The organism is Burkholderia sp. LMG 13014 (assembly GCF_905232215.1).
Taxonomy (GTDB): domain Bacteria; phylum Pseudomonadota; class Gammaproteobacteria; order Burkholderiales; family Burkholderiaceae; genus Burkholderia.
The window spans coordinates 14544-30819 of the sequence record NZ_CAJNKE010000027.1 but is presented as its reverse complement, the minus strand read 5'-3'; the positions used below and the strand labels follow the sequence as shown (position 1 = coordinate 30819).

Here is a 16276-nt window from a genome sequence, read left to right as displayed (position 1 = left end):
CCGGGCTTGCGCTCGCCGAACAGCAGCGCGACGTGGTCGCCCTGCCGGTCGAACAGCTCGAGCGACGTGACGATGCCGTCGCTGGTCGGCTTCTTCACGACCCACGCGGCGGCGATCAGGTCCTCGCGCACGTGCAGGTTGAAGCCAGGGTCGAGCACGTTGATCCATGCGCCGACCTCGCGCACGTTCGTGACGGGGCCCGTATGGATCTGGATCATCCCCGCATTGCCGACGAACACCATGATCGGCTGGCCGCTCTGTGCCGCCTGCTGGAGCACGTGCCGCAGCGCGTGCGCGGTTTCGACCGGATACGCGTACTGCGGATCGGCGAGGCGCAGCGCCTGCATGCGGCTCACGCCGAAGCGCTGCGTGATGCCGAAGAACTGGTGCGTGTCGGTCATCGCGTCCCATGCGGCGCGGAAGCCCGCGACGTCGATCTCGGTGTCGGCGCGCTCGGGCGTTTTCGGCGCGGCGCGCGCGACCTCGAGGCCCGGCTCCTGCGACGGCGCCCGCCAGCGCTCGACGAACGCGTCGTATGCGGCGTGGTCGCTGTGCGCGCGCAGGTAGACCTTGTGGATCGCATGGCCCTGCGCGTCGAAGAATTGCAGGCTCTTCAGCGGGCCATGCGCGGTCTCGTCGCGCACCGCGAACGCCGATACCCAGTGACGATAGAAGATGCGCAGGTCGATATCGCCGAGCGCGAGGCCGACGGGGCCGTCATGGCTCATCTGCGCATACTCGCCGTCCTTTTCGTGGACGGCCGTGTCGTTGCGCGTGAGCGCCATCACGCGACCGAGGCGCGGCATTTCCTCGAACATCGCCGGAAAGCGCGCGTCGAGCCGCACGACGTGCTCGCCGACGAACGCGGCGAGCGCCTCGCCTTCGCTGACGCCGAGCGCCTGCGCGACGTCGCGGTTGCGCAGCTGGCGCTCGGTCTTGAGCTTGATGAACGCGTCGCGCAGCGCGGCGGCCGCGCGGGCCGGCGTGGCCGGTTGACCGGGAAGGGCGGATTGCATCATGTCGGACTCCTTCAAGTAGCGGTTGGGGTGGCAGCGCGGGCGACGCGCATCAGAAATCCACTTTCATGCTGACGGCGACCGTGCGTCCGGACGACGTGTACGCATCGAGCACCTGCGAATCGGCCGCGATGCCGCGCACGTCCGACCAGTTCCAGTATTTGCGGTCGAACAGGTTGCGGATGCCGATCGTCGCGCTCACGTGCTTGTTGAAGCGGTAGCCGCCGCGCAGGTCGACGACGAACGACGACGGTGGCGAGAAGCAGGTCTTGTTCGAACAGTCGGACTTGTCGATGTCCTTGTCGCGTTTCGCGGCCTGGAACAGCAGGTCGGTCTGCACGTACCAGCGTTCGGTCGGCTCGTAGCGCACGCCGAACACGGCCGAGAACGGGTTGACGGTGTTCAGCGGCTGGCTGGCCGCGCCGTTGTTCTGCGTCGAGCCCTTGGTGAATGCCATCGCCGTCTTCAGCGTGATGCCGTTCGGCATCACCCATTCGGCGCGGCCTTCGAGGCCGTGAATGCGCGCGTCGGCGAAATTCACGTACTGGAACACGAACGGGTCGGCCGGCCGGCCGCTGCCGGCGATCGTCGTGCGCGAGATGAAGTTGCGGTAGCGGCCCGTGAACGCGGCCGCGCTGTAGCGCACGACGCCGTAGCCGGTGCCGGCCTTGCCGCGCAGGCCGGCTTCGAACGTGTCGCTCGTCTCGGGCTTCAGGTTCGGATTGCCGATCGACGTGTAGCCGTACACCGGGTTCGAGAAGCTGCTGTTCACCTGGTCGGGCGTCGGCGCGCGGAAGCCGTGCGCGTATTGCACGTACGGAATCACCGCGGGCGTGATCTCGTAGAGCACGGCGACGCGCGGCGACAGCTCGTTCGCGCTCGTCGATACGGCCTTGCCGGTGAACAGCGGATCGTTCTCGGTCGGGCTCAGCCGGTACGTGTCGAAGCGCAGGCCCGGCGTGACGAGCAGGCGGCCGTAGCCGATCTGGTCCTGCACGAACGCGCCGAACAGCGTGTAGTCGGTATCGGGGAACGCCTTGTTCGGGAACGCTTCGCCGACGCCCGGCACCGTGCCGTCGCGCATGTTCGTCACGCGCGACACGCTGCCGTCGATGCCATACAACAGCTTGTGCGCGAACGGGCCGGTCGCGAAGCCGCTTTCGGCGAACGCGGAGCCGCCGAACGTGCGCTCCTGGTACTGGTTGTCGCGCGAGCGCGAAGCCGTCCGGCCGCGCGTCTCGAACGCGTACTGGTCCTGCTTCGCGTCCTGGTAATAGAACTGCACGTGCGCGGTCTGGAACCAGCGGAACGCATCGTCGCGGAAATCGTAGTCGACGCTGAAGCGGTTGCGTTCGAGCCGGTCGTAGGTCGTGAGGCCGAGCGTGGTCGGCGGGCTGATTGCCGACAGCACGTCGGTACTCACGCGGCGCTGCACCGTTTCGGCGGTGAACTTGATCGTGTCGCGCGTGGTCGGCGTCAGCACGAGCTTGCCGAGCAGCGATTCCGAATAGACATCCTGCGGGTTCGACGTGGTGCGCAGCGTGCTCGCCGAGTTGTTGCTGCCGCGCGTGTCGACCTCGTGGCCGCGCCGGCCGTCGGCGATGATCATCCCCTGGATGCGATCGTTGCCGCCCGCGGCCGATACGGTCGCGCCGATGCTGCGGTCGGCCGAGTCGTAGCTCGGCCGGAACGCGAAGTAGTAGGGCTTGTTGTAGATCGACAGCAGGTCGCGCGGATCCTTCGTGATGAAGTTCACTGCGCCGGTCAGGCCGTCGCTGCCGTACAGCGCCGAGGCCGGCCCGCGCAGGATCTCGATTCGCTTGAGCGTGTCGAGATCGGCGTAGTCGCCGCGCCCCGCTTCGAGCGGGCCGAATGAAAACGCATTCGGCAGCCGGATGCCGTCTTCCATCAGCAGCACGCGATTGCCTTCGAGGCCGCGGATGTTGATGCTCGAATCGCCGTCGCGGCCGCCGCCGAGCGCGGCGCTGCCGGGCCGGTACGCGGTGCGGCGCACGGTGATGCCCGGCTCGTAGCGCAGTGCGTCCTTGATGTTGGTGGCCTGCTGTTCCTCCAGATCCTCGTCGGTGATCACCGAGACGGACGCCGCCGTGCGGCTCGCGGCCGTGGCGGTGCGGTTGGCCGTGACGGTGACGGGATCGAGCAGCGCCGCATCGCCACGCGTGGACGCGGCGACGAGGAGGGTGGCAGGCGGGGTGGCGCCTTGCGGCGACGAATCGGCGTGGGCCGGGGCGGCGGACAGGCCGAATGCGCCGAACAGCGCGGCACAGATCGGCCGCCGCGCCAGCGTATAGCAATGCACAGGTGGTCTCCCATTGACGAAAACAAGCCCGAAGGCTGGCTGGGTGACGCGTTCACCTGGCTGGCCCGCCCGCGCACGGAAGGCGGCGAGCGGCGAATTGAAAGGCAACTGATAATTTTTCCAGTGTAAATGAGAATTATTATCAATACAAGGACGGAAAGCGGCTCGTGTAGGTGAGCGCTCACCTGCGCGGCTCGGGCGAGCCGCGGCGGGGAATTCGGGAAAAACGCGGCCCCGCTAGGCGAGGGCTTCGATGCGGATCAGCAGGTTGCGCGCATGCGTGATGAACGCGTCGTGCGTCGCGCGATCGCTGTGGACGTCGAGGCCCGCCTGTTCGGCGAAGACGATCTGCTCGGTATAGAGGTCGACGAGCGCACGTCGTGCGTCAGGGGGAAGCGCGCGGATCATCGACACGATCAGCAGTTCCTGCGCGCGAAGCGTGCCGGACAGCGTCTGGACGTTCATGCTGGCCTCCTCGGACGATGCGGCGGCGAGCCGCTCTTTCCATACTAGGCGGTCGGCGCACGCAGCGCAGGCGCGGTGTTGGCCAGGCGGTGGGCGGAATGCGATTCGACGGGGTAATCGACGGCGCCGTTGCGCGACGCGAAACGCGCCGCGCGCGGCCGGGCATGGCGAACCGAAGCGTGCAGGGATGCGAACGGAATCAGCCGGCCGACTTCGCGGCCTGCGCATCGCGCACGACCTGCGCGACGCGTTCGACGAATGCGGCGTCGATGCTCGACAGCGCTTCGCGCTTGCCGTCGGGCATCTCGACCATCAGGCGATACGTGACGTCCTGCGTGGCCCACGCGAGATAGCCGACGACGGCGAGCATCACGCCGACGACGAGCCCGGCGCTCGATCCGGCGATGCCGCCTGCGACGGCGACAGCCGCGCCGATCAGCGAGATCAGCGACGGCACGAGGCGGTTCTTCGGAATCTTGACGACATCGACCTGGCGGATGTCACGGAGTGCGAAGACCTGCCCGGCGGCCGACAGGCCGTTGCGCGTGATCGTCACGCCGCGTTCGTTGAATGCGTTTTCCATCGTGTGTTGCGTGGACGAAAACGCGCAGCGTAGCAGGTTTCGTTGCGGCATCAAACGAGACCGACTGCCGCACGATGCGTGCGGCGTGGCTGAAAGACGGGAAGCGGGTGGAACAGGAAGGGGTTCAGAACTGCAGCCGGCCGTCGCCGTAAAGCCGGCCCGGCACGTGCGACGCGACGACCTCGGCGATCTCTTCGTCGGTCGATTCGGCCGGCACGATCTGGCGCCGCGCGGGCGCGTCGAGATGCATCGTCCATTCGACGAGGCGATACGGCCTGCCCCACGGGCGCTGCATTTCGACCGATACGCGGCAGCTCTGGACCGGCATCGAGTGTTGGCACGTCAGAATCGCGTGCAGATGGCTGAAAACGGTATCTTCGATCATCATGGCCTCCGATCCTGTCTTGTGGGCAATCGATGGCGGCGCCGTCGTCGGTAAAAAAAAAGCCGCCGATGCTCAGGCGGCCAACAGGGGGGGTGAGAGCATCCTCTCAGCCCAGAATTAAGCGAAACTTAAAAGCACATAAAAAAGCGCCCCGCGTGGAGCGGGGCGCTTCTTGCCGTCGTGATCCGCGAGTTAAGCGGATGCTTTAGAACTTGTGACGGATACCGATACGTGCGGCGATCTGGTTCTTCGAACCCGTGCCCGACGTGTTGAAGTAGCTCGTGCTCGAGCCGATCTGCGCTTGCACGCCCTTGCCCGATGCCTGCTGGTACACGACCAGGCCGTACACGTCCGTACGCTTGCTGAGTGCGTAGTCGGCGATACCGTTGACCTGGTTCCAGTGCCACGAGTTGCCGTTCTGCGTTGCGTTCGTGTACGTGTAGCCGAGGCCAGCCGACAGAGCCGGCGTGAAGGCGTACTTGCCGCCTGCTTCGTATGCGTTGTAGAACGTGCCGCCCGCGCCCGAAACGGTCGAGAACTGCGTACGCGTCCACAGCAGCCATGCCGTTGCCGGGCCCCAGACGTAGCGGCCGCCCACACCGTAGGTGCGCAGGTCGCGGACGTTGCCCGTGCTGATGTTCGCGATCGTCGTCGAGAACGACGGCGTCGACTGGCTCGGGAAGCGGATGTCCGTGTACGCGGCGCCGACCGAGACCGGGCCGTTCGCGTAGTTCAGGCCGAAGCTGTATGCGCGCGACGAGCCTGCCGTCGTCGTCGTGCCCGACGTCGTCGCGGCTGCGCCGGCGAAGTCCGTCGAGTTCGAGAAGCCGTACAACGCGCCGAACGTGAAGCCCGAGTAGTTCGCGCTCTGGAACTTCACGGCGTTGTTGATGCGGCTCGACGTGAGCTGGTCGATGTCGTTCACGTGGTAAGCGTAGTTGCCGCCGACCGTGTTGCCGCCCGTCGAGTAGTTCGAGCCGAGGATGTCGGTCGAGAACGAGTACTGGCGGCCGAACGTGACCGTGCCGTATTGCGACTGGCTCAGGCCGACGTAAGCTTGACGACCGAAGATCGCGCCACCCTGGCCGATCGTGCCGTTGCCGCTGTTGAAGCCGTTTTCGAGCACGAAGATCGCCTTCAGGCCGCCACCGAGGTCTTCGGTGCCGCGCAGGCCCCAACGGCTGCCTTGGGCAACGCCGTCGTCATACTTGAACAGCTTGCCCGTGCCACCGTTGGCGGTCTTGCTGTGGTTCACGTAGCTGATACCGGCATCGATAACGCCGTACAGGGTCACGCTGCTTTGTGCGTGCGCCGTGCCGGCCGTTGCTGCCAGGACGGCGATGGTCAACAGTTTCTTGTTCAAAGGAATCTCCGAGCGAATAAATGGCGTGTCCAGTTGCGGTTCCGGCGCTCTCTATGGGCGCTTTCACGTACCGGCGGCAACTTTATCGACGGGCCACGTAATGAATATGACAGCGACTGTCATATGAAGAATCTGTGGCGTCGATGCGACACTGAATTCTGCCTGCTTGTATAGCCGGGGGTTATACCGATTCAGACTGAGATTCGATCGGAATCAGGAATATGCACATGAAATTAGCTTGGTTGGTGGCGTTCCGGCCCCATGCCACGATCCGTGTTCCAACAAACGACACGGGACAAGAGGACACCATGCGACGTTCATTCCTGACCGGCCTCGGCGCACTTGCCGCAGCGCTGGCATTCGCGGCGCCCGGTGCGCACGCCGACCCGCAAACGCTGAAGATCGGCACGATGAGTGGCCCCGACGCGCAGATCTGGACCGAGGTGACGAAGGTCGCCGCGCGCGAAGGCCTCGCGATCAAGGTCATCGAATTCAACGACTACGTGCAGCCGAACGCGGCGCTCGACTCCGGCGATCTCGACGCGAACGGCTTCCAGCACCAGCCGTTCCTCGACAGCCAGATCAAGCAGCGCGGTTACAAGATCGTCAACGTCGGGCTCACCTACACGGCGCCGATGGGCTTCTATTCGAAGAAGCTCAAGTCGCTGAAGGACTTGCCGGTGGGCGCGAAGGTCGGGATCCAGAACGATCCGTCGAACGGCAACCGCGCGCTGCTGCTGCTGCAGAAGTACGGCGTGATCAAGCTGAAGGCGGGCGCCGGCACCAACGGCGTGAACGCGACGCCACTCGACGTCGCCGAGAATCCGAAGAAGATCAAGATCGTCGAACTCGATGCCGCGCAGTTGCCGCGCGCGCTGCCCGATCTCGATGTCGCGTCGATCAACACCGACTACGCGGTGAAGGCCGGGCTCACGCCGGTGAAGGATGCGATCGCGATCGAGGATCTGCGCGGGCCGTACGCGAACCTGATCGCGGTGCGCGCGCAGGACAAGGACAAGCCGTGGGTGAAGAAGCTCGTCGCGGCCTATGAATCGGACGACGTGCGCAAGTTCATCGACCAGAAGTTCGGCGGCGCGATCGTGCCGGCGTTCTGAACGGTTTCACTTGCCGACACGCCGGATTGCCGGATCTCGACGATCCGGAAAGCAAATCGCCCGCGCAAGCGGGCGATTTCGTTGGTGCGCGCGGGGGCGCGCGCTGCGCGCCGTTCTCCGGCGCACGGGCCGGCCGCTCAGGCCGACAGCAGCGAACCGGTGCGGATCGCGGTCGCGCCGGCGATGCGCGCGACTTCCATGCCGGCCGTCGCGAAGCGCACGATCTGGCGCGCGTACAGCATGCCGGACACGCTGCTCTTCAGCGTGACGACGCGATCGGTCAGCGGATCGACGATGTCGGCCACGGCCTGGCCGGCCTCGATCATCACGCCGACCGGCGTGCGGAACACGATCACGCCCGACACCGGCGCGACGAGCGGATCGGTGCCCGCGAGCGGCGTGGCCGGATGCGCGAGCGGCGGCAGCGGCGCCGGCGTGCCGTCCACGACACCGCGCTCGGTCAGGTATTCGACGATCGCCTGGGCGTCCTTTTCGGCGAATTCGTACGACACGTCGCGCTCGCTGCGCAGTTCGATCGTGACCGAAATCGCGCCGTTCGGGATCGGGAAGCGGTCGCCGAAGCGGTTACGCAGATCCGACCAGCAGAAGCTGTGGATCTCGTCGAACGGGTTGCCGACCGAATTCAGCGCGAGCAGCGACGCCTGCGCGTCGAGATAGCGCGACAGCGGCTCGACGTCGGGCCACAGATCGGGATTCGTGTAGAGGTGCATCACCGCATCGCTGTCGCAGTGCAGGTCGAGCACGATATCGGCGTCGAACGACAGCTTCTGCAGCGCGAGGCGCTGCGAGTCGAGCTCGGTGCGGGGCTTCTGCTCGTCGAGCGCTTCGCGCATCGCGGCGCGCACGGCGACGAGGTTGTGCTGCGCGTCTTTCGTGAGGCGGTGTTCGACACGCGGCAACACGAGCGCCGCGAGATCGTAGAAATTGCGGTTGAAGTTCTGCATCGAGCCGAGCTCGAAGCGGCCGAGGTGATCGCCGAACACGTGTTGCGACAGGCCGATCGGGTTCGGCACGGGCACGATGACGACTTCGCCGCGCAGCTTGCCGGCCGTCTCGAGCGCGGCGATCTTGCGGCGCAGCAGCGTGGCGACCAGCATGCCGGGCAGTTCGTCCGCGTGCAGCGACGACTGGATATAGACCTTCTTGCCGCCGCGCGGGCCGTAGTGAAAGCTCGTGATCTGGCGTTCGGTACCGACGGCGGGGGAAATCAGCGGATGGGTCTGCGTTTGCATGATGGGGAGTGCGGCGCAGCCGCGAATGATCCGGTGTGCGTGAAAGATCGATTGTACGTTGCCTTCCACACCGCCATCAAACCGACGCCGGGACGAGCCGATTTTCGTTGAGAATCATCAGGTTGGTGCGAAAAAAATAACGCTGCGCGGCGCCGCGCGCGCAAAAAAAAACGGGCTCCATGCGGAGCCCGTTTGTGTCGACGCGCATCGCGCGCCTGCTGGCGCTGTTACTTGCCGTAGACGTCGAAATCGAAGTACTTCTTCGCGATCTTCGCGTACGTGCCGTCCTTGCGCATGCCGGCGATCGCGCCGTCGATCTTCGTCTTCAGGTCGGTGTCTTCCTTGCGCAGGCCGATGCCGGCGCCGTTGCCGAGCGTCTTCGGATCGTCGATATCCTTGCCGGCAAAGTCGAAGTTCGCGCCGCGCGGGGTCTTCAGGAAGCCGATGTCAGCCTGCACCGCGTCCTGCAGCGCGCCGTCCAGACGGCCGGAGATCAGGTCGGCGTAGACCTGGTCCTGGTTCTGGTAAGGCACGACGTTCACGCCCTTCGAGGCCCAGTACGTCTTCGCATAGGTTTCCTGAATCGTGCCCTGCTCGACGCCGACCGACTTGCCCTTCAGCGATTCAGCCGTCGGCATCAGGCCGGCGCCCTTCTTCGTGACGAGGCGCGTCGGCGTGTTGAACAGCTTCTCCGAGAACGCGATCTGTTCCTGACGCGCCGGCGTCATCGACATCGACGACAGCACGCCGTCGAACTTGCGGGCCTTCAGCGCCGGAATCATCCCGTCGAAGTCGTTTTCGATCCACACGCACTTCGCGTTCATGCGGCGGCAGATTTCGTTGCCGAGATCGACGTCGAACCCGACCACCTTGCCGTCAGCGCCTTTCGATTCGAAAGGCGGGTAGCTTGCGTCGACGCCGAACCGCACGGTCGACCAGTCCTTCGCGTACGCGCCGCCAGCCGATACGGCGAGCAGGGCGACGGTCACAGCCGCAAGAATCTTTTTCACTAGGTGACTCCTCGTTTTGTTCGATGGGTGCGCGGTTGTGCCGCGCCGTAAGCCTTCGGCCTGGCGCGGCTTCGCGTCAGGCTGTCCGTTTCGCCCACCCGATGCGGGCGCGCGACGTGCGCAAGATTATCAAGACAAAATACCGGCAGGGCGCCTAGGACAAGCCCCGATACCGGGCCCGGCGGCGGCGCGTCGGGTGCGCCGCCGTTTCAGACACAGGAACGATTCAGCCGAGCGTTTCGTTGACCGCGCGCTGCAGGCACGTGACGAATTGCGAGACGGCGGGCGTGGGCAGCAGGTCGCGCCGCGCGATGATCGACAGGTCGAAGCGCGGCATGCTTTCGTCGAGGTTGGCCGTGCGGATGCCGAGCGGCGCGACCATCGCGGCGAGCGGGCGCGTGAAGCAGCCGATCACGTCCGAGCGTGCGACGAGCCCGAGCGTCACCGCGAACGACATCGGCGATCGCAGCAGGCGCTTCGGCAGCGGCAGCCCGTGCGCCTCGAACATCCCGACCATCACGCTGTGCGGAAACTGCTCGGCGCCGACCGTGACGATCCACTCGGCATCGAGCAATTCCTCTAACCGGCGCGCGTGAGCCAGCGGGTGGCCCTCGCGCATCACGACGGTGAATTCGGTCGACAGCAGCGGCGATTGCGTGAAATCGCGATCGAGCGCGGGCACGTGGTGCATCGCAGCGATGTCGAGCGTGCCGTTGCGCAACTGCGCGAGCGCGTCGGGCACCGTCACTTCCTCGAGATGGAGGTGCACGTTCGGCATCGACTGGCGGAATGCCGTCACCGCGCGCGGTAGCGCGGTCAGCGCGATCGACGGCATCGTGCCGACCGCGACGCGCCCCGACATCTCGCCTTTCACCTGCTCGACGGCCTCGACCGTGCGGCGGATATCGCCGAGCAGCTGTTCGGCGCGCGGCAGCAGCGCATGGCCGCACGCGGTCAGCTCGACGCCGCGTACGCTGCGCGCGAGCAGTTCCGCGTTGAGCGCCGTTTCGAGCTCGCGGATCGTATGCGTGATCGCAGGCTGCGTGACGCCGAGCTCGCGCGCGGCGGCGCGCAGGCTCTTGTGATGCGCGGCGGAGACGAACGCCTGGAGCTGAGCGAGGTTCAGGGGGTTGCGGATGCGGGTCATCGATCGGGTCCGGTTGGCGCGATACTGTGGCGGGCGGCTTGCTGTGACGGAATTCGGTAGCGATCCTGACGGTTGCGTGCGCATGGTTTTACGCCGACCGAGCGAAGCATCGCGAGCCGGGGCGCGGCGGGTATCGGCGAGGTGATCGTCATGCGCCGGTTCGCGCGCGGAACGCCTGACGATACCGCTGCGGCGACGTGCCGACGATGCGCGCGAACCGCTCGCGAAACGCGGTGACCGAACCGAAGCCGGCCTCCGTCGCGACATGCTCGATCGACAGCTCCGTGACCTCCAGCAACTGCTGTGCATGCCTGACGCGCGCGGTCTGCAGCCATTGCCGCGGCGACGTGCCCGTCTGCTCCTGGAAGCGCCGTGTCAGCGTGCGTACGCTCGTCGACGCCTTGCGGGCCATCGCGTCGAGCGTGAGCGGCTTGCGCAGGTTGGCCTGCAGCCAGTCCATCAGGCCTTGCAGGCCGTCGGTGCCGCTCGGCCATTCCGGCGCGATGAACTGCGCCTGCCCGCCTTCGCGGACGCGCGGCGCCACCGCGCAGCGTGCCGCGTCGACGGCCACCGCCGCACCGTAGTCGGCCTGGATCAGGTGCAGGCACAGGTCGAGGCCGGCTGCCGCGCCGGCCGACGTCAGGATCTGCCCGTTGTCGACGAACAGCACGTTCGGATCGACCGTCACGCGGGGATAGCGGTGCGCGAGCTCGGCGGCCGCGAGCCAGTGCGTCGTCGCGCGCAGGCCGTCGAGCAGTCCGGCTTCCGCGAGCACGAACGCGCCGCTGCAGATCGACGCGATCCGGCAACCGCGCGCGGCCGCCGCGCGCAGCGCCGCGATCACGTGGCGCGACGTGGGTGCGAGCGGCACGGACGTGCCGGGGATGACGATCGTGTCGGCATCGGCGAGCGCGTCGAGACGAAACGGGGGGCGCAGGTCGAACAGGTCGCCCGCGACACGCGCGTGCTCGCTGCACACGCGCACGCGGTACGGATGTGCGACGTTGGGCGAACGTACGCGCGCGAACGTGTCGCACGCAATGCCCAGATCGAACGGGACGACATCGGGCAGGGCGAGCACGGCGACCGTATGCATGGCGTTCGGGGGCTTGGCCAGAATCCGTTTAAAGATGTCATTTTAGCCAATGGCTCGAAATGGCACCACACGTGACAATCGTCGCAGGCCAACCTGGAGATTGCCGATGCAACAAGACGATCGCAATGCATTGCGGAACCTGCAATACCTGTCGTTGCTGGAGGCGACCACGCTCGTCGTGCTGGTGTGCGTTGCCGTGCCGCTCAAGCACCTGGCCGGCTATCCGGCAGCGGTATCGATCATGGGCCCGGTGCACGGCATCGCGTTCGCGATGTATGTATGGGCGGTCGTCGGCACCGCGTCGAGCGGGCTGTGGAGCAAGGCTGAAGTCGCGCGGCTCGTGCTGGCGGCCGTGGTGCCGTTCGTGGGGCTGACGAGTGCCGGATGGATCGCGCGCAGGAGGCACGCGCGATGATATATCTGTGGCTCAAGGCCATTCATGTCGTCGCCGTCGTCACGTTCGTCGGCGGCCTGCTGATGCTGTCCGTCGGCGTGCGTATCGCCAACCTTGCCGTGCATCGGGCGGTACGGCGCTGGGACCGCACGGTGACGGTACCCGCGCTCGCGCTCGTCTGGATCGCGGGGATCGCGCTGGCGCTGTACGGCCACTGGTTCGGCGCGACGTGGTTGTCGGTGAAGCTCGTGGTGGTCGTCGCGCTGTCGGCGCTGCACGGGATCCTGGCCGGCACGCTGCGGCGCATGGAACGTGACGATCTCGTGGTCGTGCCGGCACCCTGGCTCGGGCAGGCGGCGGGCGCGGTCGTGGCCGCGACGGCGATCGTCGTCGGGCTGGTCGTGATCAAGCCGTTTTGATGCGCCGGCCGGCGCGAGCCGGCCATCGGCGGAGACAGACCCTACGCCAGCGCCATCTCGACCGCCGTCAGCGTGCGGCGCCGAATCCAGCCGCTCGCCATCCGGATCGCAAGCCAGTACGGCATGAACAGCAGCCGCGTGCGGGTGGTCGGGCAATGCACGAAGGTTTCGGTGCGCAGCATGTGCGCACCCGACGCGAGCCCGACGACCTCGAAGCGGAGCACCAGCTTCGCGTCGCGCGGGTCGTCGTGCTGCACGAAGGCCGCTGCGTCGGCGATCGTCAGCACGCCGAGGTCCGGACGCCAGAAGCGGCCGACGAGGCCGAGCGACAGCGACATGTCGTCGCGCTGCAGCGGCGTGAACGCATGGAGCCCGAAGGGTTCGCGTTCGCGTCGCGAGGTGTCGTGGCGCAGCGCGGCGGCAACGGCACCCGGGAATTCGCGGATGTTGAGCAGCGCATCGACGACCGGATCCGTGCGCATGTCGAGCGTGGTGACCGTGTCGATGATGCGCGCCGGAGCAGCATCGATCGGCTTCGATTCGTGCACTTCGTGGAAGCCGAACGACGGGATGAACGGCGGCTTGTGCGCCGAGGTCCGGGTGCTCGATTCGGAGACGATGCCGAGCGCGTTCATGAGGCGTTCCTGAAGGCAAAGCGCGATCGTAGCACCGGGCGCGGATTCGTGCCGCGATGCGTGCCTGTTGCGCGCCGTGCCGTGCGGCATCGACAAAAAAAGCCTGGAAACTTGCGTTCCCAGGCCTGGAGACCATCAACGATGATGGTGGAGGAGACGATGTCGTCCCGATGCGCGCCGTCCTTCTGCCGGCGACGTCGCGCACGATTCGCGGTCAGATCGCCCAGCCGCCGAGATAGAACGTGACGAGCACGGCCGCGATGAGCACGGTGCCGACGTTGAGCTTGCGGAATTCGCCGCTGGCGATGCGGCCGATCACGAGCGTCGAGAAGCCGAGCATGATGCCCGTCACGATGTTCGCGGTCAGCACGATGAACACCGCGCACACGAGGCCCGACATCGCGTCGACCATGTCGTCCATGTGCAGCTTGCTCACGCTGCCGAGCATCAGCAGGCCGACGTACATCAGCGCCGGTGCCGTGGCGTACGACGGCACGAGGCCCGCGAGCGGCGAGAAGAACATCACGACGAGGAACAGCAGGCCGACCACGGCGGCTGCGAGGCCCGTCTTCGCGCCGGCGGCCACGCCGACGCTCGACTCGATGTAGGCCGCCGCCGGCGCGCCGCCGAGGAAGCCGGAGAAGATCGAGCTGAGCGAATCGGCGGTCAGCGCACGGCCGCCGTTGATGATGCGGCCGTTCTCGTCGAGCTGGCCGGCCTGGCCCGCGACTGCGCGGATCGTACCGGTCGCGTCGAACACGGCCGTCATCACCAGCGCCAGCACGCTCGGCAGAACGGCCATCGACAGCGCGCCCTTGATGTCCATCGCGCCGATCAGCGACGCATGGCCCGGTGCGCTCAGCGACGGCAGCGCGAAGATGCCGTGGTACTTCACGCTCGGATCGAAGATCAGGCCGAAGATCGAGATCGCGATCACGACGAGCAGGATGCCGCCCGGCACGCGACGCTTTTCCAGGCCGAAGATCGCGGCGAGGCCGATGACCGACATGATGACCGGGAATGCGGTGATCTGACCGAGCGAGACCGGCAGGCCGGCGCCCGGGTTCTTGATCACCAAGCCGACGTCGTTCGACGCGATCAGCAGCAGGAACAGGCCGATGCCGATCCCGGTGCCGTGCGCGACGCCCGCGGGCAGGTTGCGCAGGATCCACGAGCGCACGCCCGTCACCGAGATGCCGGTGAACACGAGGCCCATCAGGAACACGGCGCCGAGCGCGACCGTCGGCGACAGCCCCTTGCCGAGCACGAGGCCGAACGCGGTGAACGCGGTCAGCGAGATCGCGCAGCCGATCGCGATCGGCAGCTTGGCCCACAGGCCCATCAGCAGCGAGCCGAACGCGGTGGTGAGGCAGACCGCGACGAACACGGCGCTCGTGTCGAAGCCGGCCTTGCCGAACATGCCGGGCACGACGAACACGGAATAGACCATCGCGAGGAAGGTCGTGACGCCGGCAATGATTTCGCGGCGCTGCGTGCTGCCGCGCGACGAAATGCCGAAGTACCGGTCGATGACTCCCTGGGTGCCAAAGTCCGTTTCTGCCGCGCCGACGTCGACCGTCGGCTGCACCGGGGTATCACTCATGAGCTTGCTCCTTTATCAGCATGCTGAAACGGCCCGTAGCGAACCGTCGTCAGGGTGTCTCGTATCTAGTTGGGATTGTCGGCAACGTCGTGGGGACGAATGACGCGTGATCCGTGTCGTTACGTGCGAATCGAAACGATCGCGAGGGTGTCGCGTCGTGCGACGCGTGGTGGTGTCGACCCCGTCACGTGCGCTTTGCCGTAGCGAAGGTTAGGCGAACCGCCCATCACGTCCCATTGGGGGAAGAGCATGCAGCGCATGTCTCAGCGCTTATATCGGCGTGCAACGGGGCTCCGTCGCGACGACACGCGTGTATACGCCTAGTTCGATTCCGTTAAGGCGATTATTTGAATGCGGGGTCGACGGGCAGGGGGAAAGCGGGTGATGCATCGAAAATTACGAAAGTCTTTCATTGGGGCCAGGCAGGCCGGTGGAAACAGGGGCCGGTGACGGGATTCACCGCCGTGCGCTACCTGCATTCGGACGATACCGTCATCGCGGGCGGCGGTTCTCGTTTTCGCCCGGGCCTCAATTGTGCGCGAGATGGTCGAGATATGGGCGGAACATGTCGACCACGGGGTTCGAAGACGCGTCGGTTGCGTCGGTCGGAGGGTCGCTCGCTTTCCGAAAACGCGTTGCCAGCCGTGGTGAGCGTGGGGGTGAGCCGGTCGCACGCAAGCGCGTATGTGGCGTCGGGCGCATCGGGCAGCGCCTCGCCCATGAATGCCCGGATGATGCGGTTGCCGGCCGATTTGGCTGTCTGTGCGTCGCGCGCGGCGCAGTGTCGTCGTGCGTTACTTCAGGAACACGTAGCGCGCGAAATACGGGAAGCGGCCGACCGCGTGCTCGGTCGAACACGCGGCATCCGGCGGCGTGCCGCCCACGGTATCGAGCCGCTGTACGAAGCGCACGCCGGCGAGCGTGCCGGTCGTGCCCGTTGCGGCCGGCGTCGCGGCGAGCAGGAGTTGCGGAATGCTGCCGGCGCGCGCGCTCGGCGCTTCCGCGAGTTTCTTGCCGGTAATGCGGCTGCCGTCGAGCGCTTCCCATGATGGCCCCGCGCCGTGCCGGACGACGAGCGTGCCGCTCGCGTCGAACAGCATCGCCTCCGGGCGCTGGAATGCCCACGCGAGCCGATGGTCGTGGTCGAATTCGCATGCGTAGATCTGCACGCCGGTTGCGGAGGTCGACAGTACTGGCGTCGCTGGCTCAGGTGGCGCGAGACCGGCATCGGCGCAGGCCGGTGCGGCGCACGCTGCAAATGAAACACCGGCCGCGATGGCCAGCAGCATGTCGCGTGTCGGGGAGCGGCTTGGCATGGCGGGCGTCCTTTCAGGGCAGGGGCACGGGGGAGTCGATCCCGTAAACGCTAGACGCCGATCGCGCGGGCCGCAATGCGGAAATGACAATCGAGACGATAGCCGCCGCGATTGCGCGCGGTTGCGCGGCCACATGCTGCGACGCAACCGCCCGTC

General features: G+C 66.5%; 16 protein-coding genes. 3 read left to right on the top strand and 13 right to left on the bottom strand.

The features are described 5' to 3' along the window. From JYJ84_RS06135 to JYJ84_RS06110, 6 genes are all read right to left on the bottom strand, one after another. On the bottom strand, positions 1–1019 hold a 1019-nt coding region (locus JYJ84_RS06135; protein WP_205189133.1), incomplete at its 3' end, for a hemin-degrading factor. 49 nt (positions 1020–1068) lie between these two features. After that, positions 1069–3336: a TonB-dependent hemoglobin/transferrin/lactoferrin family receptor gene (locus JYJ84_RS06130; protein ID WP_174958074.1), complete on the bottom strand. Its 2268-nt coding sequence runs from the start codon at positions 3334–3336 to the stop codon at positions 1069–1071. Positions 3337–3573: 237 nt separating this feature from the next. Beyond that, complete coding sequence (locus JYJ84_RS06125; protein WP_122948160.1) at positions 3574–3801, bottom strand: hypothetical protein; 228 nt, start codon at positions 3799–3801, stop codon at positions 3574–3576. Positions 3802–4000: 199 nt separating this feature from the next. Further along, entirely contained in the window at positions 4001–4384 is a 384-nt protein-coding gene (locus tag JYJ84_RS06120; protein ID WP_122948159.1) for a DUF6232 family protein, read from the bottom strand. Between the two features lie 124 nt (positions 4385–4508). Continuing rightward, on the bottom strand, positions 4509–4769 hold the full coding sequence (locus JYJ84_RS06115) for a DUF2866 domain-containing protein (protein WP_011353838.1): 261 nt from the start codon (positions 4767–4769) through the stop codon (positions 4509–4511). Between the two features lie 205 nt (positions 4770–4974). Next, positions 4975–6132: a porin gene (locus JYJ84_RS06110; RefSeq protein WP_122948158.1), complete on the bottom strand. Its 1158-nt coding sequence runs from the start codon at positions 6130–6132 to the stop codon at positions 4975–4977. Between the two features lie 308 nt (positions 6133–6440). On the opposite strand from JYJ84_RS06110, the gene JYJ84_RS06105 reads away from it, so the two are divergent. Beyond that, on the top strand, positions 6441–7247 hold the full coding sequence (locus JYJ84_RS06105; RefSeq protein WP_122948157.1) for a MetQ/NlpA family ABC transporter substrate-binding protein: 807 nt from the start codon (positions 6441–6443) through the stop codon (positions 7245–7247). Between the two features lie 137 nt (positions 7248–7384). Here the strand turns inward: JYJ84_RS06105 and JYJ84_RS06100 are convergent, their stop codons facing one another. The 4 genes from JYJ84_RS06100 to JYJ84_RS06085 form a co-directional block, all read right to left on the bottom strand. Continuing rightward, on the bottom strand, positions 7385–8500 hold the full coding sequence (locus tag JYJ84_RS06100) for a succinylglutamate desuccinylase/aspartoacylase family protein (protein ID WP_122948156.1): 1116 nt from the start codon (positions 8498–8500) through the stop codon (positions 7385–7387). A gap of 227 nt (positions 8501–8727) precedes the next feature. After that, a complete protein-coding gene (locus JYJ84_RS06095; RefSeq protein WP_175222485.1) occupies positions 8728–9510 on the bottom strand; it encodes an ABC transporter substrate-binding protein in 783 nt (260 codons plus the stop codon). 226 nt (positions 9511–9736) lie between these two features. Beyond that, entirely contained in the window at positions 9737–10657 is a 921-nt protein-coding gene (locus JYJ84_RS06090; protein WP_175222486.1) for a LysR substrate-binding domain-containing protein, read from the bottom strand. Between the two features lie 148 nt (positions 10658–10805). Beyond that, positions 10806–11753: a GlxA family transcriptional regulator gene (locus JYJ84_RS06085; protein WP_175222487.1), complete on the bottom strand. Its 948-nt coding sequence runs from the start codon at positions 11751–11753 to the stop codon at positions 10806–10808. Between the two features lie 106 nt (positions 11754–11859). Between JYJ84_RS06085 and JYJ84_RS06080 the strand changes: the two genes are divergently transcribed. Both JYJ84_RS06080 and JYJ84_RS06075 read left to right on the top strand, forming a co-directional pair. Continuing rightward, positions 11860–12168, top strand: coding sequence for a DUF3817 domain-containing protein (locus JYJ84_RS06080; RefSeq protein ID WP_043181008.1), 309 nt, complete (start codon positions 11860–11862; stop codon positions 12166–12168). Further along, entirely contained in the window at positions 12165–12566 is a 402-nt protein-coding gene (locus tag JYJ84_RS06075) for a CopD family protein (protein WP_175222488.1), read from the top strand. Before JYJ84_RS06080 ends, JYJ84_RS06075 begins: the two co-directional genes overlap by 4 nt. Positions 12567–12607: 41 nt before the next feature. Here JYJ84_RS06075 and JYJ84_RS06070 read toward each other — a convergent pair whose 3' ends face one another. From JYJ84_RS06070 to JYJ84_RS06055, 3 genes are all read right to left on the bottom strand, one after another. Continuing rightward, positions 12608–13201, bottom strand: a complete 594-nt coding sequence (locus JYJ84_RS06070; RefSeq protein ID WP_122949631.1) for a hypothetical protein — start codon at positions 13199–13201, stop codon at positions 12608–12610. A gap of 214 nt (positions 13202–13415) precedes the next feature. Beyond that, positions 13416–14804: an NCS2 family permease gene (locus JYJ84_RS06065; protein WP_175222489.1), complete on the bottom strand. Its 1389-nt coding sequence runs from the start codon at positions 14802–14804 to the stop codon at positions 13416–13418. Positions 14805–15598: 794 nt separating this feature from the next. Next, positions 15599–16120 (bottom strand): DUF3455 domain-containing protein, encoded by a 522-nt coding sequence (locus JYJ84_RS06055; protein ID WP_175222490.1) that lies wholly within the window; start codon positions 16118–16120, stop codon positions 15599–15601. Positions 16121–16276: the final 156 nt, after the last annotated feature.